Genomic DNA, 23,769 nt, shown 5'->3' with positions numbered 1-23,769 from the left:
GCCGCGCACCCTGCGCATTGCCAGAAATATTTAACTTTTAGTTGGAGAATTTCCCTTTGGGAAATAGAGAATGGGCGACCGCCGGTAGTTGGAGCTACTGACGGCCATTGCACCCATACGCTAGGTCATGAGTACAACCGAGGCCCACCAGCTTGTACAAGCCGGGTCATAGTATTGGATCAACCCACATGACCAAAGCAAAAAATCAATCAACCCTTGCGATTGTTTATAAATCGCTCAACTCACTGATTGCTTATGCCAGAAATGCCCGGACGCACTCCGATGAACAGGTGAGCCAGATTGTCGCCAGTATCAATGAGTACGGTTGGACGAATCCGGTGCTGATTGACGAGAACCAAGAAGTGATCGCCGGTCATGGTAGATTGCTGGCCGCTGAGCAGCTTTTTGTTGATGAAGTGCCAACGATCACCCTGTCCGGGCTAAGTGAGCAGCAGAAAAAAGCCTACCGCCTGGCAGATAACAAATTACCGTTAAACGCCGGGTGGGATGATGAATTATTAAAGCTGGAGTTAAGCGATTTGCTGGACAGCGGCTTTGACATTGATCTCACGGGGTTCAGTCAGTCAGAGATCGACGAACTTTTCAATGTTGATGACAATCTGTTACCAGGCGAATCAAAAGCGGGAAACCTGACCGAAAAATTTCTTGTGCCACCGTTTTCGGTGCTCAATGCCCGCGAGGGCTGGTGGCAGGAACGTAAGCGAAGCTGGATCTCCCTTGGCATACAGTCAGAATCGGGTCGTGATAGCGAACTACTGTTCAATAAATCTTCACAAAGCGGCGCGGTTTACGATAAGAAAAATACGTATGAGGCAAAGATTGGTAGAACGGTAAGCTGGGATGCGTTTTTCCAGGCCCACCCCGATTTGCAAACGTTGCCGACGACCAGCATTTTCGACCCGGTAATTTGTGAACTGGCCTATCGCTGGTTTTCGCCTGATAGCGGGGTGGTGATCGATCCGTTTGCTGGTGGTTCTGTGCGGGGTGTTGTCGCTGCGAAACTTGGGCGTCAATATCTGGGCTGCGATTTGAGAAGTGAACAGGTTGACGCGAATCGTCAGCAGTGGGATCAGATTGATACCGATGGCGGTATTGCCCCGCACTGGCATTGCGGTGACAGTCGAGACATACACCAGCACTTCAAAGGGACGCAGGCTGATTTTCTGTTTAGCTGCCCGCCGTACGCTGATCTTGAGGTTTATTCTGACGACCCAGCTGATATTTCGACGCTGGATTACTCTGAGTTTGTAAGCGCCTATCGGCAAATCATCAAAAATGCGCTATCCCTGCTGAAAAATGACCGGTTCGCGTGTTTTGTTGTAGGGGAAGTGCGCGATGCGAAAGGCATCTACCGCAATTTCGTCAGTGATACCGTATCGGCATTTTGTGATGCAGGCGCAGCCTATTACAACGAGGCGATCCTTGTAACCCAGGCGGGTAGTCTGCCTGTTCGGGCCGGTAAGATGTTTTCTGCCAGCCGCAAGCTTGGCAAGACTCACCAAAATGTACTGGTGTTTGTAAAAGGCGATCCCCGTAAAGCGGTAGAAGCCTGTGGTGAAGTCGATGTCACTGACATTTTCCCCGACGAGCCAGATTAAAGACGATATTTCGCTTTTAAAGCGTTAACACCAGCAGCAATCAATAATGCCGGATCTCTTCCCATCTGTATTTGAAACTCCGGACGTAGCACGGCTTCTTTTGCCCGTGTGATGGTTCGCGCTTCATTACCCAGGCGGGGAAAGCTTCCGGCAAGTTTGATAGCCGCTTCCCACTCGTTTTTACTGGCCAGTTCCCTGAGAACGTCGATTTTCTTTTGCATGGCGTTTTCCTCCGTGCTCTGGACGATAGCGAAGTCACCGCCCCCGTTCGAGGGGATGCGGGGGAAATATGCAGACTTTACCAATAGTGAAAATTGAGGCATTGGCCGCACGCCGCCTGAACGAACAGCAGATTGCTGATGTGCTGGATATTTCTCTGGATGAACTGAAAAAGGACAGGGGGAAAATATCCTTGTTCAGAGAGGCGATCAGGAAGGGGCGGGCAAAGGGAGAGGCCGAATTACGCGGCGCGTTATACAAACGCGCCCGTAACGGTGACGTTTACGCCTATAACGAGCTAATGAGACTTTCACGCAGTAAGGACAGTGATTGATGAGCAAACCCGACTGGAAGGCGCTGCAATCTCAGTTTGCTGCCGCTCACGCCAGTACGGGTATAAAGCTGAAAGACTGGTGTGAACAGCAGGGATTGGTTTACGACACAGCCCGCCGCTACATAAAAAAGTCTGCGCAGAATAATGCGCAAAAAAAAACTGCGCAGGTAGTTGCGCAGAATCCTGATAAAGCTGCTCCAGAGCAGGGAAAGGGAAAAGGGAGGGCAGTAAAAAACTGCGCAAAACCTGATCCCGAAAGATCCCGTTTTTGCGCAGATCTCTCGGATAAAGAAAAACTGTTCGTTTCCTACTATCTGGAGTGCCGCAATAAGTACGAGGCATACCGGAAGGCAGGTTATACCGGAGGCGGCAGAAACGCCCGAATGCTGTATCGCAAGCCTTCGGTGGCGAGAGCTATTAACCAGGGTATTGAACAATTAACCGAGCAGGCCATATTAAACGCCCAGGACATTCTCAGGCACTGGCATGAAATCGCGATTGCCGATCCCGGCGAGATTTCTCAGATGCGCCGTGTGTGCTGCCGTTACTGCTGGGGATTCGATAACCGTTATCAGTGGATTGATGAAACTGAGTATGACAAGGCCGCCTCCAAAGCAGCGAATGACAGCAAGCCGCCGCCGGATCAGTCAGGTGGATTTGGTTTTGTGGCTAATGACGATCCCAACCCTGATTGTCCTAAATGCGCAGGTGAGGGCATTGAAGATGTTTTCCTTGCTGATACGCGGGATTTAGTTGGCCCGGCTCGTCGTCTTATCGCCGGGGTGAAGAAAACTAAATTCGGCATCGAGGTCATGACGCGTGACCAGGACGCTGCACTGAAAAACCTCGCAGCTTTCCACAATCTGGCCTCCAGCGAACAGGATAGAGAACTTCGGTTACTCGAAATCGAACGTGTCCGCCTGAGCAATGAAAAAATCAAAGCCGAAATCGAAAACCTCCGTAATGGAGCGAACGGTAACGAGCAGATCATTATTCACAATTCGCTGAAGCCGCCAGGCGCTGAATAAGCAGGGTGTATCGTGGCGGAAATTTTCTTACCGGAATTACATTCCGAGCAACTTCGTGTCTGGACGGAAGGTTCTGAGCACCGATACAACGCTATTCGTTGTGGTCGCCGTTGGGGCAAAACCGTAATGCTGGTTGATATAGCGATAAGCTATGTCACCAATAAATTCGTTATACCAGGAACAAAGAGATCGATAGCCGGGCGAGTGGGGATATTTACCGCGCAATATCGGCAATATCAGGAAATCTTTGACGAACTGGTTGAATACCTTAAGCCGCTGATTAAAACGCAGTCTCGCAGTGAGAAGCGAATTCTGTTGAAGAATGGCGGCAAGATAGATTTCTGGGTTACTGACGATAACAAACTGGCAGGCCGTGGCCGTAAATATCATTGCGTCCTGATCGATGAAGCTGCGTTTACCAAATCACCGGAAATGCTGGAAGAAATCTGGCCCCGCGCTATCAAACCAACGCTGGTGGATTATCGTGGCCGCGCCTGGGTATTTTCCACACCTGACGGTATTAACGATCAGAACTTTTTCTACGCCATCTGTAACGACCCGGCTCACGGCTTCCATGAGCATCATGCACCGTCTTCATCAAACCCTCACCTTCCGGCAGATGAGCTGGCGGAGATAGAGCGAACTACAGACCCCCGTGTATGGCAGCAGGAATTTCTGGCCAAGTTTATCGACTGGTCGAAAGAAGCGTTGCTGGACGTGAATAAGCTGCTGGTGGATGGCCTGCCCGTCGATATGCCAACTACCTGCGACATGATCTTCGCGGTGGCTGATACCGCACTGAAAGGCGGTACCGAAAACGACGGCACCGGGTTCGTTTACTTCGCTTATGAAGAAACCTACTCAGAACCGCGGCTGACCATCATTGACTGGGATGTGACGCAGATTAAAGCGTCGTTACTCCCGGAATATATGCCGGGTGTTTACGACAACCTCGAACGGCTGGCGAAGATTTGCCGCCCCCGTCATGGGAGCCAGGGCGTTTTCATGGAAGACGCTGCAATGGGTGCCATCCTCAACCAGAAAGCCGAAACCGAAGAATGGGATATGAAGCCCATAAAATCGGTATTGACCTCTAAGGGGAAAGACGAAAGGGCAGTTTTGGCGTCCGGTCATCACTGGCAGGAAAAAGCAAAAATCGCCAAACCTGCTTTCGATAAAACGGTCGAGTTTAAGAAAAAGACCGCTAACCACCTCTGGCGCCAGATTGCCGGTTTCCACCTGGCCGACCCGAAAGCGCATAAACGCGCTGATGACCTTTTCGACTGCTACACGTACGGCCTGATCATCGCGTTCGGGAACTACGAGGCACTGTAAACAGGGACTTCTGTAATGGCAGAAATTCAGATTAATACCAACCTTAGCTCTGAGCTAATGCAGATACTCGATAGCGACGCTATCAAGCCGGGTACCGATGTTGGCTATAACACCTGCAAGCTGCTCTGGCAGTTCCATCCCCTCGGCGGGAAGCTGGTGGAAAAGCCGATCAACATGGCGATGTGCAAACCGCGCTCCTATAACGTCGAAACGGACCCAGATGAACGTGTCGTTCGTCAGTTTCGCGAAGTATGGGAGCGTATGGGCCTCAATGAGAAGATAAAAAATCTCTTTTACGTGTCTCGTTGCTATGGCGCTGCCGCTATCGGGGTGGGAACGGATGGTGTGACGTGCCGAGAGCCTCTTCCAACATTTGGGCTTCGGGAGGATGACGTGTATATCAACGTCTGGGACCCCCTGAATGCTTCCGGCAGCATGGTCACAGACCAGAACCCGAACAGCCGGTACTTTCAACAGGCGAATTCAACGCTAAAAATAGCGTCAAAAAGCTGGCATCCATCGCGCACTCTGAAAATTTTCCACGGCACACCTATTTACCTCGAATACCAGAATTCAACGTTCGGCTTTACTGGCCGCAGCGTGTTTCAGCGTGTTCTGTATCCGATGAAGTCTTACATCGGGACGATGGTGGCAAACAACCTTGTGGCTAAAAAGGCGGGCGTGCTTGTCGCCAAAACTGAACAGAACGGCTCGGTAGCCAGCGGCATCATGGCGGCGGCCACAGGTAAGAAAAGGGAAAACGTCAAAATCTCGGAAAATGAAGGGGTGCTCAGTATTGGCACGAAAGACGATATCGAATCGTTGAACCTTCAGAACATCGATAAAGCGCTCTCTACAGCCCGCGACAACATTATCAGCGACATCGCCGCCGGTAGTGACGTTCCGGCCATTCTCATTAAAGAGGAAGCCTTTTCCAATGGGTTTGGGGAGGGTAAAGAGGATTCTAAAGCCATTAGTCAGTACGTCGATGGAGTACGTCAGGTTATTGAGCCGGTGATGGATTACTTCGAGCGCCTGGTACGTTACATCGCCTGGAGCGAAGATTTCTATACCTCACTGAAAAACGATTACCCGGACATCATAACTGAGGATTATCAGACCACATTTCGTATGTGGGAGCGTGAGTTTAATGCGGAATGGCAGGAACTGGTGGAAGAGTCTCCTGACAAGCGCCGGGAGAGTGACAGTAAAGTTGTTCAGCAGGCTGGAGCTTTGTACTCCATTGTGGCGCCGCAACTTGATCCCGAAAACAAGGCAATGGTGACGGAGTGGTTGGCCAGCGTGACAAATGCAACTGAAACCTACGGTGACTCGCCGATGATTATTGATAAAGAAGCCCTTTCGAAATATCAGCCTCCACCACCGCAGGATCTTAATAATGGCATACAAACGAACCAGCCGAACGAAACCGAAGAGGAAACCTAAAAGCTTCTACGAGGTGCTGACCGATGCGATTAATTATTACGTTGATAACGGATGGGATAGTCAAAAATCATTGCTGTCCTGGTGCCAGAAACTTCGGGTGGCAGCCAGCAGAGAATCCCCAAGCGATGATGTAACGCGTAAACACCTCACTTCCATTTATAGCCGCCTCGTCGTTCATGGAGGCGCTTTGCGGGACCAGCCTCCAGACGGTCCCAAACAAATCACTCTCGATAAGATTAAGCCTGAACTCCGTAAGGAGCTTGATCGGCGAATCTTCGCCAGCACAAACCTTATCAAACTGAACCGTGAGCAGGCCATTGAGCGAACTGTGCAGCGTTTTCAGGGGTGGGTGACGTCTATCCCTCCTGACGGAGTGAGCGAGATTGATAAAAACGCACAGAAATCGGCTATTCGAAAATCAGTTACCGATCTGGATTTTATAAGTCGCCGGGTGGCAATCGACCAGGGCCACAAACTCGCGAGCAACGTGAAATACCTGCTTTCCGTGCAAGGGGGCGCTATCGCGTTTCGCTGGCATTCAAACTGGCGGAGGCCTGGCTACGACTATCGCGTTGACCACAAACATCGCGACACGCTGATTTATCTGATCCGCGACTCGTGGGCGGTACAGCAGGGATTGATTAAGCCAGAAAACGGTTATTACGACGAAATTACCGCTGCTGGCGAAGAGCCATTTTGCAGTTGCCAGGTGTTTCCGATTTATGCCCCTCAGAAATTACCTGTCGAGTTTTTAACGGAGAAAGGGAAACGTGAATTTAACCGAACTTGAATTAGCACAGCGAATACGGGACGGCACTGCGCCTTCTCCAATGAAGTTTTCGAACATGTGGCTGGTCAACCTGCGCATAACTGGTACCGGGCTGGCTTACCGAACGGGACTAAAAGAACACGTCTGGCGTGACCCAAATATCTACCTAAACGACGCGTTTTTGCAGCGTTGTAATGGCCTCCCGGTCATCGCCAACCATCCAGATGACGCTGTCCTCACTGAACAAGATTTTACCGCGCGAATAGTTGGTTCGGTGATGCTCCCCTATATCCGCGGGGATGAGGTTTGGGCTGTTTGCCGCATCTACATCCGGGACATCGTTGACCAGATTTCGAAGGGGGGCGTTTCTACAAGCCCGGCGGTCGTATTCAACAACGCATCAGGCAATGTGGAAGTTATGGACGGCGACACCAACTTTCTTATCGAAGGGGTGCCGTACCTGGTCGATCACATCGCTCTGGTAACAGAGGACCACGGCTCTTTGGGAGTGTGGGACAAAGACAAGATCCCCGCAGGGGTCGAGGTTTCTAACAAAGGTGACATTGATATGGAAGAGAAAATGCTGGAGACCCTCATCGCTAAAGTAGTGGGCGATGCGGTGGGCGGTATTAATCAGGGGCTTGAGCGAGTTACGGCTCGTATGGACTCGCTGGAAAACGGCATTAAGGCGCGAGCCGATGCTGACGCGGCCAAAGAGAAAGAGGAAAAGGAAAAAGCCGATCAGGAAGAACAGAAAAAAGCGGATGCCGCTGCCGAGGAGCAGAAAAAGGCAGATGAAGCGGAAGCACAGCGCAAGGCTGAGGAAAAAGCCAAAGCGGATGAAGCCGAGGAAGAACAGCGAAAAGCTAATCAGGCCAAGGCTGATGAAGAAAAAGCCAAGGCCGAGGAGGAGGAAAAAGCAAAAACTGACTCTGACATGACTGAAGCACGCGTTAAAGCTGACTCCGCTTACGTGGCATGTGGCAAACAGGCACCAACTCCATTCTCCGGTGAAAAACCGCTGGATTATCGCAAGCGCGTGTTGATGGGGATGCAGAAGCACTCAGAAAAGCACAAGGACGTGAATATTCGCGCAATTGCGGATTCTGCGACTCTCTCCGTGCTGGAAGAGGCGATCTACAGCGAAGCGCGTAAATCCATCGAAAACGAAATGAATAACACACTGGGCCAGTTACACCAGCGTGTTCGGATGGATGAAGCCGGGCGCCGTATTACCGAATACCAGGGCGATCCCAACGTCTGGTTAGCGGCATTTAAAACTCCGGGGCGTCGCCTCGTCAAAATCAACACTCCAGGGAGCATAAACAACCATGGCTGATATTAATTTCGACCCGTTCAAAACACAGGGTTCATTCGCTGGCAGCTTTAACGTCGAGTCGCGTGGCCTGACTCAGGGTGACGCGCAGGACGACCCTGCGATCCGCCTGCAACTTTGCTCCGGCACTCTGGATAAAAACCTTGATGCGCCCGTCTGGGGCGGCATTGGTGTGGTTGAGTGCGTTTCCACTGTCGCTGAAAACGTAAGCGGCTCAAACATCAAAAAAGCCACGGCTTCGGTCTGTAATGCTTTCACCGTGTTCAACCAGGCGTATCACGGCATCACGACTGCAAGCAATCCGGTACCGCTTTATCTGGCTGGCGGCTCGGTTCACTACTATCGCGTCGGTTCAGGTGCGCGTATTCCATTGCCGATCAGCGCAGCGGTCGCGGCACTTGCCACTGGTGATGATCCGGTCGGGGCTGATGGTTTTGTCTGGGATATGACAGAAAACTGCGTGGACGTGTATTCCAGCAGCTCGTCGCCTAACCCGAAAGTGAACATCAGCCTGTTGATGGTTTCCCAACAGGGCAACCTTACGGTGAAAAAAGAAGCCAGCGGCAACGTGGTCTGGGAAAACAGCAAGCCTTGCGGCCTGTTCTTGATTTAAGGAGTTATTAATGAGCGCATTCGCACCAGCGATTACCACGGTATCGCCTTCCATGATGCAGCCGGAAATTGTCATGCAGTACAGCATGGCCTCCGGCGCATTCGAACTCCTCCCGGGTGGCGCACCATCCGCCCGTATCGGGTCAAGCGATCTGGTTGTTTACCAGAAATATCTTCGTGCAACGACTCAGGCGCATGTCGGCCAGTCACTGCCGGGCCAGTTACCTTCTGCGAGCATCGTTCCGAGCTATGACCAGATGATGACTTACCGCATTTCGACTCGCTCCCAGTACAGCTATCTCGATACTGATGCTGCGAGTCGTTGGGGGTATTCGCTTAACAGTGGTCTGCAACTGGCAAACCGTCAGGGCCACGCGCAGCAGCTTCGTAACATGCTTATTTACGGTGTGAAGGCGTCCAACAACGAAGGGATCGCCAACTCACCAAATGCCACCACGGTAAACCTCGGCAGCGACAGCCAGGGCAACGATTCGTACACCACCTGGGATTCCGGTGAAATGGCGAAATTTGTGCTCGGTCTTATTGCCGATCAGAAAAGCCGCATGATGTTGCTTGGCCAGGCGCTGTCGACCGTTGTTCTATGCCCTCAGCGATTCATGAAGGCACTTGAATGGACGGGCGTCGTTGAACTGACCAGTTACCAGCGTCCCGGTGGCGGTACTGAAACGGTCGGCACTATGATTAAAAACATCGCCAATGGTGCCAGCGGAGATGATGTGATCTTCTGCCAGGACGACACGCTGATTGGCAAGGGGGCGGGCGGTACTGATCTCATTATCGTGACCAACCCGGAACTGGTTGTGCCTGAGGCTCGTCAGGAACTCAATACCAACATTTTCTCGACACTGATGCCGAATCAGAAAGCCGTGAACGTGATGTTCTGTGACGTTGCGGCGCCGACTGAAATTCCGTCACCGATGCCGGATGGCGGCATTACAACGCTGTACACCATGCGTGCCACTCCTGGCTGGAACTTCCGTTCCGAAGGCGTGACGCTGCTTTCTGCTAAATACGCGTAATACCCTCGTTGTTTTAACTGGTGAATTTGGGGAGATAAAACTCCCCATTTTTTTGAGGAAAATTCATGAAACTTTTTATCGCTAACTGCTCCCGTCAGGCTCATACGTTCAACTATAAACTGCCCGAAAAATCACAGTCTTTCGGCGTGACGATCCCCGCTGGTGGTCAGCACATGATCGATAATCAGTCGGACGTTATTCACCACATTATTAAGCAGCATGAGCCATATGGCTTCCAGCGTTGTGACAAAGTAGACAAAGCTTTTTCCGGCATTTGCTATTCCATTGATAAACCGGTGACCGTTGGACGTATAGAAGAGAATGCGGAGCAAAAAACCGAAAATCTCGATGATCTGTCTCAGTCCATTCTCGAAGCAAACGCCGTGTCTATGAGTAATGCCGTTGATAAGGCTGTCATGCAGAGCGGTGAAACGCCTAAACCGGGTGAAGTTGTCGTAGAAATCACAGGTGAAGCCGTCAACGCTGAACAGGCCAACCCGCCGAAACTGAATAAAACGGTGAAGGTACAAAAATGATGACCACGCGCCCGACGTTTGACGGATTTATCCACTTTGTTCGTGGCGTGATGGGCGTTCCTGAAACAGCGATTTCCGATGATGCTCCCACACTGAAATGCTGTTATTGCTCAGCACTTGAACTCATCCCGAAAAATCTGGGGCTGGAGTGCCTGCCCATTATCTACACGAACACCGTTTATAACGCTGGTGGTTCGCTTTTGTTGCGATATGGTCCCGGTGATTTCTTCATAGAACAGCGTAAAAAACTTGGCCTGAATACACCCGTGTACGGGCTGGTTAATTCCGCTGCTGACCAGGATACATCGGGTTCAATGGCAATCAGTGACGCTCTCAGTAATCTGACGCTGGCTGATCTGATGCTGATGCAGGATCCGTATGGCCGCCAGGTTATTGCGGTACTGATGGAACTTGGGCCGGTATGGGGGTATACGCCGTGAAAGTCTGTTTGGGTGTCGTTGATATGCCGTATGACTATGGCGATACGTCTGCCACCACACACGAAGTTGCCGAGGATCTACAGGACCGATACCAGCTTTTTACCCATTTCTTCGAAACTCACAAAAAAGAGATTTGCGCGGAGGTGGGCGAGGCTTTGGCCTGGTCTCTTATCAATCACATTCAGCATGGAGCGCCTTTAACTCAGGGGGAATTGCTCGGGGAAACCATGCAGCAGTTCAATATTTTTCTCGAACAGGAAGAAATGGCCGGGTTATCCGTTGACGGTGTTCCGACACTGGCTGCGCTGGAAGGTAAAAACTCACGTCTGAAGATTGAACGCGGTGAACGGCGACCATCGTTTATCGATGGAGGCCTGTTTAAATCATCTTTTGTTGCATGGATAGGTAACGATGCCGAGTCTTGATGAAATTGCCGAGAGTACCGGCACGCAACTCTCAAGCGTTCTCCAGTCAGCAGTCGAAACCATTTCATCCGGGCAGGAGATCACCTTTCGCCTCTACGTGCGACAAGTTCTCCCGCTCGATGGTTTTGTGTACTGGGTTAATGCCGAAATTATCACACCCGACGAGCTGGAGCGTATGGGTATTGCTAACCCGCTAGTCACTACGATAAAGGGTAGCCTGCACAGGCAGGTCGTCACTGAGCAATCGGCAACGTCTTCCCGTGACGTGAATAACATCATCTTCACGCCAATTGCAAAGGCCGACGATTTCAACATTGAAGATCCTAACGCCATTTATCTTGGTGAATACGAAGGGACACAGTTTGCCTTTTCCCGGATGGAGAGCCGGTACACGCAATCGGGCATATTCCATTATCGCGGTATGGCAATCCTCCCGACTATGCGTTCGCAGATCATCGACAGCCCGGACGACATCAGTGACGAACAGGTTATATCGAACAGCACCCCCATCTGGCTTGCGCTGAAACAGTTCGCCACGGTTTACCCGTCCTTCCTGGTTCCCTCAAACCTGAAGCCGCCATACATCGCCGCCGACGTTCGAAATACGGTACCGCTGCAAATGGCAGCCGCCGTGCGGGGCAATGCTCGTTACCAGTTTGCGCAGGATTCGGTCCGCGTGACGCTCTACGGTTTCAGCAACCAGATGGCACTGGACTTCGTTGACTATGTGGTGAACAAGGCGCTCGATGACGAGGAGTTTGGCATAACTAACGTGCCGATCGTCAGCGACGCGAAATCAAACCAGGTGGAAATAAACGCGCTGGCGAAAAAGAAAATCGTGGATTTCGACGTGAATTATTACCAGGCCACGACGCGGGACATTTCGCATCAGCTTATCAAAGAAGTCATTTTTAACTACGAGGTCAGATAATGAGCTTCAACATCGTAACAGTTAACGTCTCGCAGACGATTGGCGCAATTCCGTCAAATTTACAGCAAACGTCCGCCGTCCTTTCGTTCGGCGCGACGCTTCAGGAACCCGGTAAACCTGTATTATTAACGCAGCCGTCGGATATTACCGATCTGGTGAATTATCCCATCAGTTCGCTGGAAGCCGAGGCTCAGTCGTTCGGAACCGACATTACTCTGGCTCTGCCGGCCGATGTCTCTCTTACACGTGACCCGGGGAGTGAACTGGAGATCACCGTCCAGAATTGTTCACCAAAAGCCTGGAACGGTACGTATCTGGCAACAGTCATCGATAGCAAAACGCTGACCTGGACGCTCAGAGATTCTTCCCTTGATGGTTCTCCAACTACGTTAGGCCAGTTTTCCATCAACGGGAGCGATGCGCTTGTTACCGCTGTCGAAACATTCTTTGCTCAGGGTAGTTCTGTGGGTACATATCTCCTTGAGCTTGGGTTTCAGGATGACCTTCCAAAAGACGAAGTAGCAGCGCTTAAAACGTACATGCAGGAGCCAGTTAAGCGTTTTTATGCCTATCTGGTACCGGAGGCATGGAAAGCTAACGACGATTTTATCACCCTTGCGAAGCTGTATACCTCCAACGAGTCGATGCAGTACTTCTTCGCGCTGGAAGACACGCCGGATGATACCAACTACGTGACGCCATACGCCGGTATTAAATCCATTATTGCGATGGCTGATGATACCTATCCGGTGACAAATGCGGCCGCTGCTGCAATGTGGAATTTTGTTTCTCCGTCACCGTCAGAGATCAACAAAGTGCCTCCCATGGCATTCCGCTACCTTCAGGCCGTAAACGCAAATAAGGCGAAAGCCAGCATTCTGACCACGATGGTGAAGCAAAACATCAACTACGTGGACACGGGTGCGGAGGGCGGTATTGCGAACACCATGCTGGTGAAGGGCGTCACCAGCGACGGTAACGATATGACCTACTGGTACAGCGTGGACTGGGTGCAGATCAATGTCGATATGATGCTGGCGAATGCAGTCATCAACGGCAGCAATAATCCCATCAATCCGCTGTATTACAACCAGGACGGTATTGATCGTTTGCAACAGGTAGCGCAGGGCGTCTTCAACACTGGTGTTTCTTATGGCCTGGTCAACGGGCAAACCCCGGTTAACGCGGTAGCGTTCAAAACCTACGTTAAAAACAACCCGAACGATTATGGAATTGGCCGCTACGCCGGACTGTCTGCCACTTACACCCCAATGCGTGGTTTTACCGCAATTATTTTCAACATTAACGTGACCATGCAGCTTTCTTAAAAAGGAGTTGAACCGTGCCAAATCCAATGATCCCCGTTGGCGTTCTTAACCGCGTTCGCGCCAGTATTAAATTTACCGATCACCCTGAACTGAATGTATCGGCGTCTTTTCTTGCGAAGGAGGGCGTTGAGTTAGTTTTCCAGGGAAACATGACTGATTTCCTGCCGGCAATGACCGGAGCCGTTCAGTCGCCGCAGCCGTATCTTGTCATGCAGTCCAGGGTTCACCTGTTGCGCAGTCAGGCGCTGGGTGCTCAGTACAAGGCACAGTGGGAAAAGAACACCGCTATCGGCGATGCAAAGGTCTATTCAGACAGTACCACTTTTGGTGATTTTACTGTGCTGAACACCGCTATCACCAATGTGCAGGATATGTCGTTTGCCGGTGGTGAGCCGGGTGTTGCTGTCACGATCACCGGCACCTATTACATCAATGCTGAAATGTGGGATATCTGATGAAAATTGCACGGAATATGAATTTTGTTCTGCCTGTTGAGACGGACATGGGGGCGGGCTATGTTCACGCAACCCCTATTTCAAAAGAGGTTTACCGTCAACATTTCTACATTCTGAGTAAAACGTTTTCTGCGATTTTCTCTGAAGGGCTTGGCGTCGTTGCGGGACCACGGGTTGCTTACCTGATGCTGGAGAAAATCAGTCAGGATCTGGGCGTGTGGGACGGCGATACCGGCGTCAGGAACACGCTGCTTAATGAGATTATCCGCCTGTCCAACCTCGTCTATCCTGTTGAGGGAAAGGGCTGGGACACGGCTCCTCTGGATGTCGCCATCGGGCGTAAGGTTATTGAGCCTGAAGAAGCTCTGGGTGAACTCGTTTTTTTTACATGTGTCTCGTCGATAAACAAACCTCAACAGGCGAGAGAGGTGATGGAACAGGTGGGTGGACTGTGGGGCAGTGCAATTTCATCCTCGACGCTTACGGAATGGATTGCTTCGTTGCCGACATCGACGCATCCCGCCAGTTCTGGCGAGACGGTGAAAACGTTATCAGCGACGTCCTCGACTACTGCGCCGGAATCGGCTTCTCTGAACTCTGGAGCAATACCGGAATAAACCTTAAAACGGCGGCTCAATTGCGTGAACTCATGAAATTTAAGCCGCCGGGGAGTATTTTCTGATGACAGGAAACCAGCTTCCGGTGCTCACACTGGATTTCAGCGACGAGAAGATCCAGAAACTCCAAGATATTGCCGATAAATTTAAAAATGCCCTGAGTATCGGGCCAGGTGGATTGCCATATCCCTCAGCGCCACAGCCAGCACCCACGACATCCCTTTCAGTCCCAACGGCTTCTCCTCCGGCAACGCCGCGGCAGGGAAGTGGTGCAGGCGGCCAAAAAACGCCTAGCGATACCGGCTTTGAGAAGTTCCTGAAGAGTCTCAACAAAGAGGCACAGGGAACACTCAAGACCTTTACGCTTATCAACAAAACCCTTGGGGCGACCACAAACACGCTGAGAGGTCTGTTTACCACTACCGTATCCTGGGGGGCAAAGATTGCCGCTGCAAGTGGCGGTGGCCTGTTCGGTTACGGCTATATGGCGCAGAGAGTAAGCCGGCAGTATCAGACCTCTCAGGGATTAGGTGTAAGTACCGGGCAGAAGCAGGCCGCGCATAATGTTTACGGAGCCCGTATCTCTGCTGCTGACGGGATGATGATGTCGTTAGCGGCTGCGCAGAATGATCCACAAAACCCCTTATATTCGGGGTTGATAAGCATGGGGATTAACCCCAGAGAGGGTGCAGCCGCGAATATGCCTAAGCTGCTGTCCGCTGTGGCGACGATGCTTAAGCAATATAAAGGAACGGGAGTATCTCAGTCGATATTGCGAAGTCACAGGCTGGATGGGGTTGTTGATGTCGCCACGGCCAACCAGATTCTGGCGAACAGTGACAGGATCCCTCAGCTCAATCAGCAGTTTTCCGAACAATCGCAAAAGCTGGATCGGGCTATGGGGAGCGGGACACAGCAGAGCTGGCAGGATTTATCAGCAAAATTTGCCTACAACGCTGATCGGATAGGGAATTCATTTCTTAAGGCACTGGCAAAACTCAGCGGCCCGATTGGGCTTATTTCCGACAACCTTACCAGCAGCATTGATAAGTTTCTTAATGGGAAAAACGGCAAAGCGCTGTTCGATACATTAGCTAGTGGTTTGCAAAAGCTTGGAAATTGGCTCGGTAGTGATGATTTTCAGACTGATCTAAAGACGTTTGCTGATTGTGTGAAAACCATAATTTCGGCACTTGGACAAGCCATTAAGTGGATTGCGGGTAACGTTCCTGATGTGAATTTTAATGGGGCTGGTGTTGGGGCTGATGAAGCTAATCCCGCTTTTGTGGCGTTTGGTAATAAATATCTCGGTGGAAATCTTCCGGGGGCTAACCCGCTTACAAACCAATATACCGGTGAATATTTCAAGCAGGACGATGTTTATACGAAATACCAGATGCCTGATGCGATGAAGACAAACGTACAGACATTTGTGGAGGCCGCAAATAAAACTGCAAATCTTCCAAATGGCTTGATGTCTGCTATTGCTCAGAAAGAATCTTCATGGAATCCGTTAGCGCTGAACAAAGTCAGCGGTGCAGCAGGACTGTTTCAGTTTATGCCTGAGACTGCCAAAGCCTACGGACTGGAGGGAAATGACGTTTTTGATCCGAACAAAGCTACGGTCGCTGCTGCACGTTATCTCAATGATCTTAACCGGCGATACAAAGGCGATATAGCGAAAATGCTCACCAGCTATAACGGTGGGCGTATCGACAGGGAAGGAAATCTCAGTCTCAAAAAAGAGACTGTAGATTACCTGTTGAAAATTCTACCGCAAGTACAGGGGGCTACAGAGCAACATCCGGGAATTATGCGCCAACTGGATGCAGCAAATACCGTTCTCTCCCGCGGTGGCAAAAATGACCGCGCCACTATAACTCTTCAGGTTGAGCAGAAGCCAGGCTCTGACATTCTGGCTCAGGTCGTTGGGCAGTCGATTCCGAGGTGATAAATGGCACTGAATTATTTTGGGCAGGCGTTCAGACTGGCTTTCGAAGTGTCCCCCATTATGCTGGTTGATGGTATCGCCAGCGATATTCCCGGTGGTGTGATGCCGATAGCAGTTCTGACCGAAGGATTGAGTGTTACTGACGGGCTACTGCATGGTGAGATAGGCAAAGGCCCAACGGCGCATTTTACACCTATGGCGGGCACTACGCTGGTTCAGCAGGACATTGGAAATCTGAATTCTTATAACCAGGTGACGGCAGCGAATGCTGTTGTCAGGAAGCCGAACAGGGTATTGATGCAGATGCTGAGACCCGTCTCGACTCAGGATGGTGGGTATGCCACCAAGGGAATGACCTTCAGTGCACTGAAGTTAGCACTCGACATGCATAACCAGCAGGGAGGGTGCTATACGGTCATGACGCCATCGTTTATTTTCACCGGGTGCCTGCTTCGTACACTGACAGATACATCCGGTTTTTCAGAACAAAATAAACAAGTGCAATATTCATGGCAGTTTGAGTTCGAACAACCACTTATTTCACTGGAACAAGCCGATTCTGTTCTCGGTGATTTAATGAGTAAATTTGATTCCGGCGTACCTTCACCCAAAGGGCTGTCATGGTCTGGTGTTTCACGGCAAATAGCGCAGGAGTTTGGATAATGACAACGATTATTCCCTTCAAACCCAATGGCAAAGAAACCTTTCGATTTACAGTATCCGTGGGTGGAACAACATTATTTGCGACTGTTCCATTTAATCTTTATTCGAACCGCTATTATCTGAAATTAACGGATGGAGCAGGTAATATTGTTGCGTATTGCCCTCTGGTTGGGTCACCAGACGACTACGATATAAATCTGGCATTGCCTTATTCCCCCGGCTCTTTAATTTACCGGGTCAGCAGTAATCAGTTTGAGGCTCTTTGATGCGATATTATCATCTGAAAATCACTGATCCTAAAACCGGAAAGCCGCCCGTCGATGCTTACGGAAATCCTGTAGGCCCGTTCGATACCAGCAATACGCCAGGTAGAGGGTTACATATCGAGTTTGATGTGATGATTACCGGTCTTGATACGGTGAGTTCGGGAACAATGCTTGCGATCTATGGTTTACCAATAGATGTGCTGAGGCAGAGTGTGAAACTACATGGTTGTCAGGTTAGTTTGATTGCCGGTTTTACCAAAGGACTGCCGCTGGCTGATGAACATCAACAGGGAGAAATTATTAATGGTGATATTTACAGTGCATATGCTAACTGGGTCGGAACTAATCAGTCACTGAACCTTATTATTAATCCCGCTATCAGGAGGCTCGATAACGGAAAGCCTTTGCGCATCAGTGATAATGGCAGGAAAGGGGAAAAACTTGGCGATGTCTTAACTCGTGCGCTGAGTAAAATTTACACCAGGAAAAAAATAATATGTACAGTAAGCAACAATCTGATTCTTCCTGAAGATTGTTCACTTGAGTACGGTTCGGATGTTTCTTCACTTGCAATAGCGGTTCGCAGCCTTTCGATTGCCACTATGCGTGATAATAACTATCTGGGCGTGGGTATTACCATGCAGTCTGACACCATACGCATTTACGATAACGCGTCGGTTAGCTGGGGAACGCCAAAGGCAATACAGGGATATGAGCTGATTGGACAACCAACGTGGTCGGAACCCTTCGTAATGACATTCAAGTGTCCATTACGGGGCGATTTGCGATGCGGAGATGTAATCGAAATGCCGCAGGGTATGATTTCCGGTCCATCATCAGTTTTGATGATGAATACAACGCCATACAGTGCAGTGCCAAAAGATAATGTCATTTTTTCAGGGGAATTTCTGATTACGTCAGTAAGACATATTGGTGCTTTCCTTGTCGCGGATGGTGATGCGTGGGCAACGGTATACGAGGCAATCGCGGAGAACTGGACATCAGTATGAGGTAAAAATGTCAAATGCTCAGAAAACGCCATTCATCAGTACGCTTTCGGGGATGATGTCAGATGTGAATCGCTCGCAGGCCGCATTGAAAGGGCGTGAACTGCCCTGTCATGTTGTGGGGGTAAGAGGCCAGATTGTTACGGTTCAGTTCGATATGCTTCCCGAGGGCATTAATTTTCCACAGATTACAATTCCTGTTGCTACATTTCCCTATATCCGCTATCCGATTCAGGCAGGTGACCGCGGGGTGACCATCGCGGCAGATGTTTCACTGCGGGGTGTTTCTGGTCTGGGGCCTGGTATAGCGAATCTTTCATACACACTGTCCCTGACCCCGCTGTTTTTTGTACCGATTGCAAATGCAGAGTGGCCAGGGGAAAATCCGAATAAAATTGTGCTGTATGGTCCAGAGGGAGCATTAATCAAAACGTCAGACGGTAAAACATCGGTTTCGATAGACAGCGATAAGATCGCGTTGAGTATCGCCGGACAGACTCTGGAACTGTCCGCTTCTGGCCTGATTCACAATGGCGTTAACATTGGTGCGACCCATAAGCACAATGTGAATGGTGTTGAGTCTGGCAGCAGTACCGTCACTACAGAGGTGCCAAAGTGAGAACATGGGGGCGCGTTACCGACGAGAACGGAAAAAAGCAGTGGGTAGCCGTTGAGACAGACGAAAATGGCGACTCTTCTTATGTCTGGCTGACAACGTTGATACAAACTTTAAAACTTGGTTTGGGTGAGTCACCGTTCTATGCGCAATATGGCATACCTGCACAGCAGTCCATCGTCCAGCAGGTTTATCCAGATTATTACGTCAACATGACGCAACAGCAGTTTGCGGGGTACTTCGCATCACTGGCTATCACGAAAGCAGATGGGGCAAATAACCCCACCTACAATATCGCTGTTGTGTTTCTTAATGGCACCAGTTACCAGACTGAGATAGCAGTTTGACGTTATCCTTTTGGATAACGGTCATGTGCAAGATATGATTTTTAAAGGAACTAAACTTTTTATACTTCACTACATATTTTGTTTGCACAATTCAATAGCCTTCCCATAGGCTTTAGAAAAACCACCCATTGGGAAGAACATTTTCTTAACTGACATGGTGCTATCAGAAGGTGGTTGTATCCAGAATGAAAAATATCCTTTATCTTTGGCTTTTAACAATTCGTCTGCGTCCATCGACTCGATTGGAGTAAATAAAAAACCCTCACTCACTACAGGTTTTGTTATCGAGTTTTTTGTGTTCTGACCGCTTACTTTATATTTTACAGGTAAAAAAGGCACGCCAGAGAAGTCGGGTTGTTTATAGCCAATAAACTAATTGGTGGTAACCTTTCCCGGATTGCATTTTTCTAAAGGAGATATGTCAATGAAAACAGTTTCTCTTTGCTGGGGTAAATTTGATTCAGTTCCAATGCGATAAGTGATCGTATTGGGCATGGTGAATTCAACCACAAACCATTTCCCGTAATGTAAAACATTGCTTGCGTTATTTTCTGCATCTACAGCACTTGCTGCGCCAGAAAAAAGCAATGGGAGTAAAAGGAATAAAGTTTTTTTCATTTTTAATTTCCATATTATGAGGTAAGCATGTCTGACCTACCCATCATCATGACCGAGGCAGGGGCACAGCCCACGCCACCAAAAACACTTCTCTCAAATCTTATCAGCAGAGTGGCGGCAAAGGTACCTGGTTATACAGCCAATTTGCCAGCCGGGTTGATTACTGACCTGGCAAGCACTGCAACAGGTGCAATTGCACTCATCGATCATGCGCGTGTTGATCTCATCAATTCATGCAGTCCCTATGGGGCCAATATCCCGCTACTCTTGCAGTTGGGTAACATTTACGGCGTGCAGCAGGGGAAGGGAACAAACACATCTGTGTACGTGGTATTCTCCGGGGTACCGGGCTTCCCTGTACCGAAGGGTTTTACTGTTGGCGATGGAAATAACCAATATGCGGTTGTGCGTGATGCGGTAATTCCAGCGTCCGGCCAGACGGCACCTGTTTATTGTCTGGCAACATCGGAAGGCTCCTGGGCAGTACCGGCAGGCAGCGTGACGCAGGTCATCACATCTGTACCCAAAAACCAGCCCGTAACCTGTACGAATCTTACCGCTGGCCTACCTGGCGCGGGAGAGCAGTCTTATGCCTCCTATCGTTCACAGGTAATGCAATCGGGAATGCAGACAACACAGGGCACACCAGCCTGCCTGCGCACTGAGCTTGAGAAAGTTAACGGTGTGCAGGCCAATTTGATTTCTTACCGTCAGGCAGCGCTCGGGAAATGGGTTGCGGTCGTGGGGGGGGTGATCCTTTCGAGGTGGCGTGGGCCATCTACAAAGCCGTGCCCGATATCTCTGTACTGACAAATGACGTCTCTAACCCGTCAGGGGCAGACGTTGAGAAAAAAACGATACAGATATCCGTTTACCCCGATACCTACACGCTGCCTTATGTTGTTCCTTCATCACAGAATGCGACGGTGCTGATCACCTGGAATACCGCATCCACAACCTATATCGATCCAGACGGGATAGCTAATGCGGTGCAACAGCCCATTGCGGATTACATCAATGCGATTGCGGTTGGTCAGCCTGTCAACCTCTTTGAGATTCAGGATATTTTCATGCAATCAGTTGCCAGTCTGGTGCCTGCCTCACTGATTTCGATGATCGAGATTCAGATAGGCGTAAACGGTTCCATAAAGGCCCCGGATGGCAATTCCAGCCTCGTTTACGGTGACTCATATTCATACTTTTCAACGTCTGCTTCACAGATTCAGGTTAAACAATATGAAGGCACCAGTTGATAAAATAATTCCCTCTTACCCCTTCGTGCAATACAACGACGACCCTAATATTGTGGCTTTTTTTGATGCTTATAACGAGATTGCCCAGGAATATCTTGAATCCTTAAACGGTCTGAATTTACCGTGCTGGACATCGCCGGCCATCACAGGTGAACTCCTGGACTGGACAGCGCTGGGTATCTACGGACAGGAGAGGCCACTCTTGCAGGTTTCCGAAGAGGCGATTGCACGCGGCGTTTACAACACCATCGAATACAACACCATACCCTATGCGCGAATGAAAAACTTTGTGCCGGGGTCTGCATCCTACGTACCTGATGATTATTTCAAGCGGATCCTTACATGGAATTTTTATAAAGGTGACGGCCTGCATTTCTGCATTGACTGGCTTAAACGGCGTGTGGCGAGATTCGTGCACGGTGCCAACGGTATCGATCCGCCGTTACAGAGCACATTTGACGTGAGTATTACCGTTGATTCAGGGGTTTTCTCAATAGCCATACCGGACTACGGAAATGGGGTGGGGTATTTTCTCAAGGATGTAATAGACCAGTCGCTGGTCAGTCTCCCCTTTATTTATTCATATTCTACAACGGTGGTTGAAAAATGATTACGGGATTTGGAAACAATGTGGTTTCAGCTCTTGCAGCAGATATAACGGCCAGTCAGACGACAATTCAGGTCATGCCCGGCGCAGGAAAACTCTTTGATGGCCTGCTGAACTCCGACTATGTTAATGCGTCAACCCCCCTTCAAACCTACGCAAAAATTACGCTGACCGACGCAAAAGAGACTGTCTTCGAAGTCTGCCATCTGATGGCGGTAAATAATGACATTCTGACTGTTGTGCGGGCGCAGGAGGGCACCACCGCGAAAGGCTGGGTTCTGAACGATGTCATCGGCAACTTTGCTACCCGTGGTTCAGAGAATCAGTTCGTACAGATTGAACAGCTACAGAGCGGACAATATATTTCGGGAACTGCCGGGGGAACGGCTAATGCGCTGACGCTTGAGCTACCCGCTACGTACTTTGTTAATGGGGCAACAGACTGGTCACTGAAAACGCCGGTTGTTGTCTATCCGACGCAGACTAATACCGCCGCCTGCACCCTGCAGCTTGTAATGGGTGGTCGCGTTCTGGGGACGCTTCCATTATATAAAGGTAATGGTTCACAACTCGATGCGGGTGATTTGGTTGCTGGCGTACCTGTTTGTTGCTTACTTGATGCAACTAAGAAATTTTTCAATGTTATAAATCCGGTTGCGGCCTATTTCGGTAAAGTCAGATCGGTTAACACAAAAAAACCTGATATTGATGGTAACGTTCAGGTCAGTGCCAGTGATGTTGGTGCTGTCCAGCAGGGCGGCGGTGAACGGATGTCCACTAACAAGGTAATGCTTGGCTGGGATAACCAAAAGCTGCTGGGTCAGGTTGACAGCTTCCTGCTGGGTGAGATGTTTTATGAAAAAAATCCCCCAACCCCTGCGCAGGTCGGCGCTGTGCCGCTTTCCGGCGGCACCATGACCGGTGAACTCAGCACAACCAGTCAGAACGGCTACAGGATAAAAGCCGGAAACCAGGCGTTTTTTCTGCGTTTTGACGGCAATGATTTTTACATTCTTAAAACGGCGGCAGGTGACCCGGATGGTGGCTGGGATGATGCCCGTCCGCTGCGTATCAATGCCGGAGACGGGCGCGTTTATCTGGGCGCAAATACGCGAATCGAGGGGAATATATACGTGCAGGATGCGTTCCTGCAACCAGACGGTAATCTTTACGGCAGCTTGTGGGGAGGCTTTCTACATGACTGGATACCGGGCCAGGTCGGTTCGGCTGTCGCAAATCTTGTGAATCGTGAGGCTGGTGGCGTTGGCTCACTTTGCTTCGCACGACTCAACACCCTAAACAAAACGGTTGGATACGGTGACCTGATAGCTGCTGGTGAGTTAGTGCCGGGGGGCGTTACTGCGTATCAGTCTAATTACGGTGGTGACTGGTCGGCATTGTCGGGCGGTGGTGGTCTGGCGGGAACATGGAGGTGTCTTGGATATGCATGGACAACTGATAAACATCTTTCGGTTTCTCTTTATGTAAGGGTTTCATGATGAAATTTAAGATTAAGGATATTCGTAATCTCTGCTTTGGTAATTCGGAGAAAACTATAGTTAATTGCGAAGTGCTTTTTGAAAATATGTCAGGTATTTACATGCCTTTTACAGCCCGACCTGATGATATTGAAGAATGTGGTCGCGAAATATTTGCACAATGCGTTGCCCTAAAATGGGGGGCAATTTCAGAATACATTGCTCCTGTAGTAGACTGGAAGGGTAGGGCAGAAATACAGCGTGGAGAAATGCTTGTTAAAGCAAAAGAAATGACTTCGGATTGGCGCACTGAACTTCAGCTTGGGATTATAAATGAAGTAGATAAGATAAAATTAATTAATTGGATGACTTTCATAAAAAAAATAAATGCTATGGATTTTGATAATGTTTCCAGCAGAGAGGCATATGAGAAAATAGACTGGCCTTCTATAGAGTGAGCCGCCCTTGAGAAGTCAAGAGCAACTCATGAATC

The 23,769-nt window shown here is 49.8% G+C and carries 27 protein-coding genes and 2 pseudogenes; 27 read left to right on the top strand and 2 right to left on the bottom strand.

All coding sequences use genetic code 11. From position 1 onward, the window contains the following. Positions 1-188: 188 nt before the first annotated feature. Together GC087_RS14465 and GC087_RS25835 are read left to right on the top strand one after the other, a co-directional pair. Positions 189-680: pseudogene (locus GC087_RS14465) on the top strand (ParB/Srx family N-terminal domain-containing protein); the annotation flags it as partial. Further along, complete coding sequence (locus GC087_RS25835; RefSeq protein WP_416383437.1) at positions 669-1,619, top strand: DNA methyltransferase; 951 nt, start codon at positions 669-671, stop codon at positions 1,617-1,619. The pseudogene GC087_RS14465 and the gene GC087_RS25835, both read left to right, overlap by 12 nt. Here the strand turns inward: GC087_RS25835 and GC087_RS14460 are convergent. Continuing rightward, positions 1,616-1,840: a hypothetical protein gene (locus GC087_RS14460; RefSeq protein ID WP_324028596.1), complete on the bottom strand. Its 225-nt coding sequence runs from the start codon at positions 1,838-1,840 to the stop codon at positions 1,616-1,618. The two genes, GC087_RS25835 and GC087_RS14460, sit on opposite strands and share 4 nt — an antisense overlap. A 68-nt stretch (positions 1,841-1,908) precedes the next feature. On the opposite strand from GC087_RS14460, the gene GC087_RS14455 reads away from it, so the two are divergent. The 21 genes from GC087_RS14455 to GC087_RS14355 all read left to right on the top strand — a co-directional run bounded on the left by GC087_RS14455 (position 1,909) and on the right by GC087_RS14355 (position 19,320). Then, on the top strand, positions 1,909-2,172 hold the full coding sequence (locus GC087_RS14455) for a hypothetical protein (RefSeq protein WP_324028595.1): 264 nt from the start codon (positions 1,909-1,911) through the stop codon (positions 2,170-2,172). Next, a complete protein-coding gene (locus GC087_RS14450) occupies positions 2,172-3,200 on the top strand; it encodes a terminase small subunit (RefSeq protein ID WP_324028594.1) in 1,029 nt (342 codons plus the stop codon). Before GC087_RS14455 ends, GC087_RS14450 begins: the two co-directional genes overlap by 1 nt. 9 nt (positions 3,201-3,209) lie before the next feature. Continuing rightward, the gene (locus tag GC087_RS14445) at positions 3,210-4,535 is read left to right on the top strand and encodes a terminase large subunit domain-containing protein (protein ID WP_324030640.1); all 1,326 of its coding nucleotides are present in this window, start codon (positions 3,210-3,212) and stop codon (positions 4,533-4,535) included. A 15-nt stretch (positions 4,536-4,550) separates the two neighbouring features. Beyond that, the gene (locus tag GC087_RS14440; protein ID WP_324028593.1) at positions 4,551-5,981 is read left to right on the top strand and encodes an anti-CBASS protein Acb1 family protein; all 1,431 of its coding nucleotides are present in this window, start codon (positions 4,551-4,553) and stop codon (positions 5,979-5,981) included. Beyond that, the gene (locus GC087_RS14435; protein WP_324028592.1) at positions 5,935-6,771 is read left to right on the top strand and encodes a hypothetical protein; all 837 of its coding nucleotides are present in this window, start codon (positions 5,935-5,937) and stop codon (positions 6,769-6,771) included. Before GC087_RS14440 ends, GC087_RS14435 begins: the two co-directional genes overlap by 47 nt. Beyond that, positions 6,752-8,089 carry a DUF2213 domain-containing protein gene (locus GC087_RS14430; RefSeq protein ID WP_324028591.1) on the top strand — a complete coding sequence of 446 codons (1,338 nt, stop codon included), beginning with the start codon at positions 6,752-6,754 and terminating at the stop codon, positions 8,087-8,089. The genes GC087_RS14435 and GC087_RS14430 overlap by 20 nt, the downstream gene beginning before the upstream one ends. After that, positions 8,082-8,699, top strand: coding sequence for a hypothetical protein (locus tag GC087_RS14425; RefSeq protein ID WP_324028590.1), 618 nt, complete (start codon positions 8,082-8,084; stop codon positions 8,697-8,699). The genes GC087_RS14430 and GC087_RS14425 overlap by 8 nt, the downstream gene beginning before the upstream one ends. A 10-nt stretch (positions 8,700-8,709) precedes the next feature. Further along, the gene (locus GC087_RS14420; protein ID WP_324028589.1) at positions 8,710-9,738 is read left to right on the top strand and encodes a hypothetical protein; all 1,029 of its coding nucleotides are present in this window, start codon (positions 8,710-8,712) and stop codon (positions 9,736-9,738) included. 65 nt (positions 9,739-9,803) lie between these two features. Next, positions 9,804-10,274 (top strand): hypothetical protein, encoded by a 471-nt coding sequence (locus GC087_RS14415; protein WP_324028588.1) that lies wholly within the window; start codon positions 9,804-9,806, stop codon positions 10,272-10,274. After that, positions 10,274-10,714 (top strand): hypothetical protein, encoded by a 441-nt coding sequence (locus GC087_RS14410; RefSeq protein ID WP_324030638.1) that lies wholly within the window; start codon positions 10,274-10,276, stop codon positions 10,712-10,714. Before GC087_RS14415 ends, GC087_RS14410 begins: the two co-directional genes overlap by 1 nt. Then, positions 10,711-11,139, top strand: a complete 429-nt coding sequence (locus tag GC087_RS14405; RefSeq protein WP_324028587.1) for a hypothetical protein — start codon at positions 10,711-10,713, stop codon at positions 11,137-11,139. The genes GC087_RS14410 and GC087_RS14405 overlap by 4 nt, the downstream gene beginning before the upstream one ends. Continuing rightward, positions 11,126-12,070, top strand: a complete 945-nt coding sequence (locus tag GC087_RS14400) for a hypothetical protein (protein WP_324028586.1) — start codon at positions 11,126-11,128, stop codon at positions 12,068-12,070. Before GC087_RS14405 ends, GC087_RS14400 begins: the two co-directional genes overlap by 14 nt. Then, a complete protein-coding gene (locus GC087_RS14395) occupies positions 12,070-13,398 on the top strand; it encodes a hypothetical protein (RefSeq protein WP_324028585.1) in 1,329 nt (442 codons plus the stop codon). Before GC087_RS14400 ends, GC087_RS14395 begins: the two co-directional genes overlap by 1 nt. Before the next feature lie 26 nt (positions 13,399-13,424). After that, positions 13,425-13,853, top strand: coding sequence for a hypothetical protein (locus tag GC087_RS14390; RefSeq protein ID WP_324030636.1), 429 nt, complete (start codon positions 13,425-13,427; stop codon positions 13,851-13,853). Continuing rightward, positions 13,853-14,470, top strand: a complete 618-nt coding sequence (locus tag GC087_RS14385; protein WP_324028584.1) for a hypothetical protein — start codon at positions 13,853-13,855, stop codon at positions 14,468-14,470. The genes GC087_RS14390 and GC087_RS14385 overlap by 1 nt, the downstream gene beginning before the upstream one ends. Before the next feature lie 64 nt (positions 14,471-14,534). Beyond that, the gene (locus tag GC087_RS14380) at positions 14,535-16,421 is read left to right on the top strand and encodes a lytic transglycosylase domain-containing protein (RefSeq protein ID WP_324028583.1); all 1,887 of its coding nucleotides are present in this window, start codon (positions 14,535-14,537) and stop codon (positions 16,419-16,421) included. 3 nt (positions 16,422-16,424) lie between these two features. Next, complete coding sequence (locus GC087_RS14375) at positions 16,425-17,084, top strand: hypothetical protein (RefSeq protein WP_324028582.1); 660 nt, start codon at positions 16,425-16,427, stop codon at positions 17,082-17,084. After that, complete coding sequence (locus GC087_RS14370; protein WP_324028581.1) at positions 17,084-17,350, top strand: hypothetical protein; 267 nt, start codon at positions 17,084-17,086, stop codon at positions 17,348-17,350. The genes GC087_RS14375 and GC087_RS14370 overlap by 1 nt, the downstream gene beginning before the upstream one ends. Next, on the top strand, positions 17,350-18,360 hold the full coding sequence (locus tag GC087_RS14365) for a hypothetical protein (RefSeq protein WP_324028580.1): 1,011 nt from the start codon (positions 17,350-17,352) through the stop codon (positions 18,358-18,360). Before GC087_RS14370 ends, GC087_RS14365 begins: the two co-directional genes overlap by 1 nt. A gap of 7 nt (positions 18,361-18,367) precedes the next feature. Continuing rightward, positions 18,368-18,976 (top strand): phage baseplate protein, encoded by a 609-nt coding sequence (locus GC087_RS14360; protein WP_324028579.1) that lies wholly within the window; start codon positions 18,368-18,370, stop codon positions 18,974-18,976. Further along, positions 18,973-19,320 carry a hypothetical protein gene (locus GC087_RS14355; protein ID WP_324028578.1) on the top strand — a complete coding sequence of 116 codons (348 nt, stop codon included), beginning with the start codon at positions 18,973-18,975 and terminating at the stop codon, positions 19,318-19,320. The genes GC087_RS14360 and GC087_RS14355 overlap by 4 nt, the downstream gene beginning before the upstream one ends. 372 nt (positions 19,321-19,692) lie before the next feature. On the opposite strand, the gene GC087_RS14350 is transcribed toward GC087_RS14355, so the two are convergent. After that, positions 19,693-19,938, bottom strand: a complete 246-nt coding sequence (locus tag GC087_RS14350; RefSeq protein WP_324028577.1) for a hypothetical protein — start codon at positions 19,936-19,938, stop codon at positions 19,693-19,695. A gap of 27 nt (positions 19,939-19,965) precedes the next feature. Here GC087_RS14350 and GC087_RS14345 point away from each other — a divergent pair. The 4 genes and pseudogenes from GC087_RS14345 to GC087_RS14330 all read left to right on the top strand — a co-directional run bounded on the left by GC087_RS14345 (position 19,966) and on the right by GC087_RS14330 (position 23,734). Then, positions 19,966-21,191 (top strand): annotated as a pseudogene (locus GC087_RS14345) (baseplate J/gp47 family protein). Beyond that, positions 21,175-21,801 carry a hypothetical protein gene (locus GC087_RS14340; protein WP_324028576.1) on the top strand — a complete coding sequence of 209 codons (627 nt, stop codon included), beginning with the start codon at positions 21,175-21,177 and terminating at the stop codon, positions 21,799-21,801. The pseudogene GC087_RS14345 and the gene GC087_RS14340 overlap by 17 nt, the downstream one beginning before the upstream one ends. After that, complete coding sequence (locus GC087_RS14335; RefSeq protein ID WP_324028575.1) at positions 21,798-23,297, top strand: phage tail fiber protein; 1,500 nt, start codon at positions 21,798-21,800, stop codon at positions 23,295-23,297. The genes GC087_RS14340 and GC087_RS14335 overlap by 4 nt, the downstream gene beginning before the upstream one ends. Next, positions 23,294-23,734: a tail fiber assembly protein gene (locus GC087_RS14330; protein WP_324028574.1), complete on the top strand. Its 441-nt coding sequence runs from the start codon at positions 23,294-23,296 to the stop codon at positions 23,732-23,734. Before GC087_RS14335 ends, GC087_RS14330 begins: the two co-directional genes overlap by 4 nt. Positions 23,735-23,769: the final 35 nt, after the last annotated feature.

The sequence above is a fragment of the Pantoea sp. JZ2 genome, from assembly GCF_035191405.1.
GTDB lineage: Bacteria > Pseudomonadota > Gammaproteobacteria > Enterobacterales > Enterobacteriaceae > Pantoea > Pantoea stewartii.
This window is presented reverse-complemented; position numbering and strand designations above follow the sequence as displayed.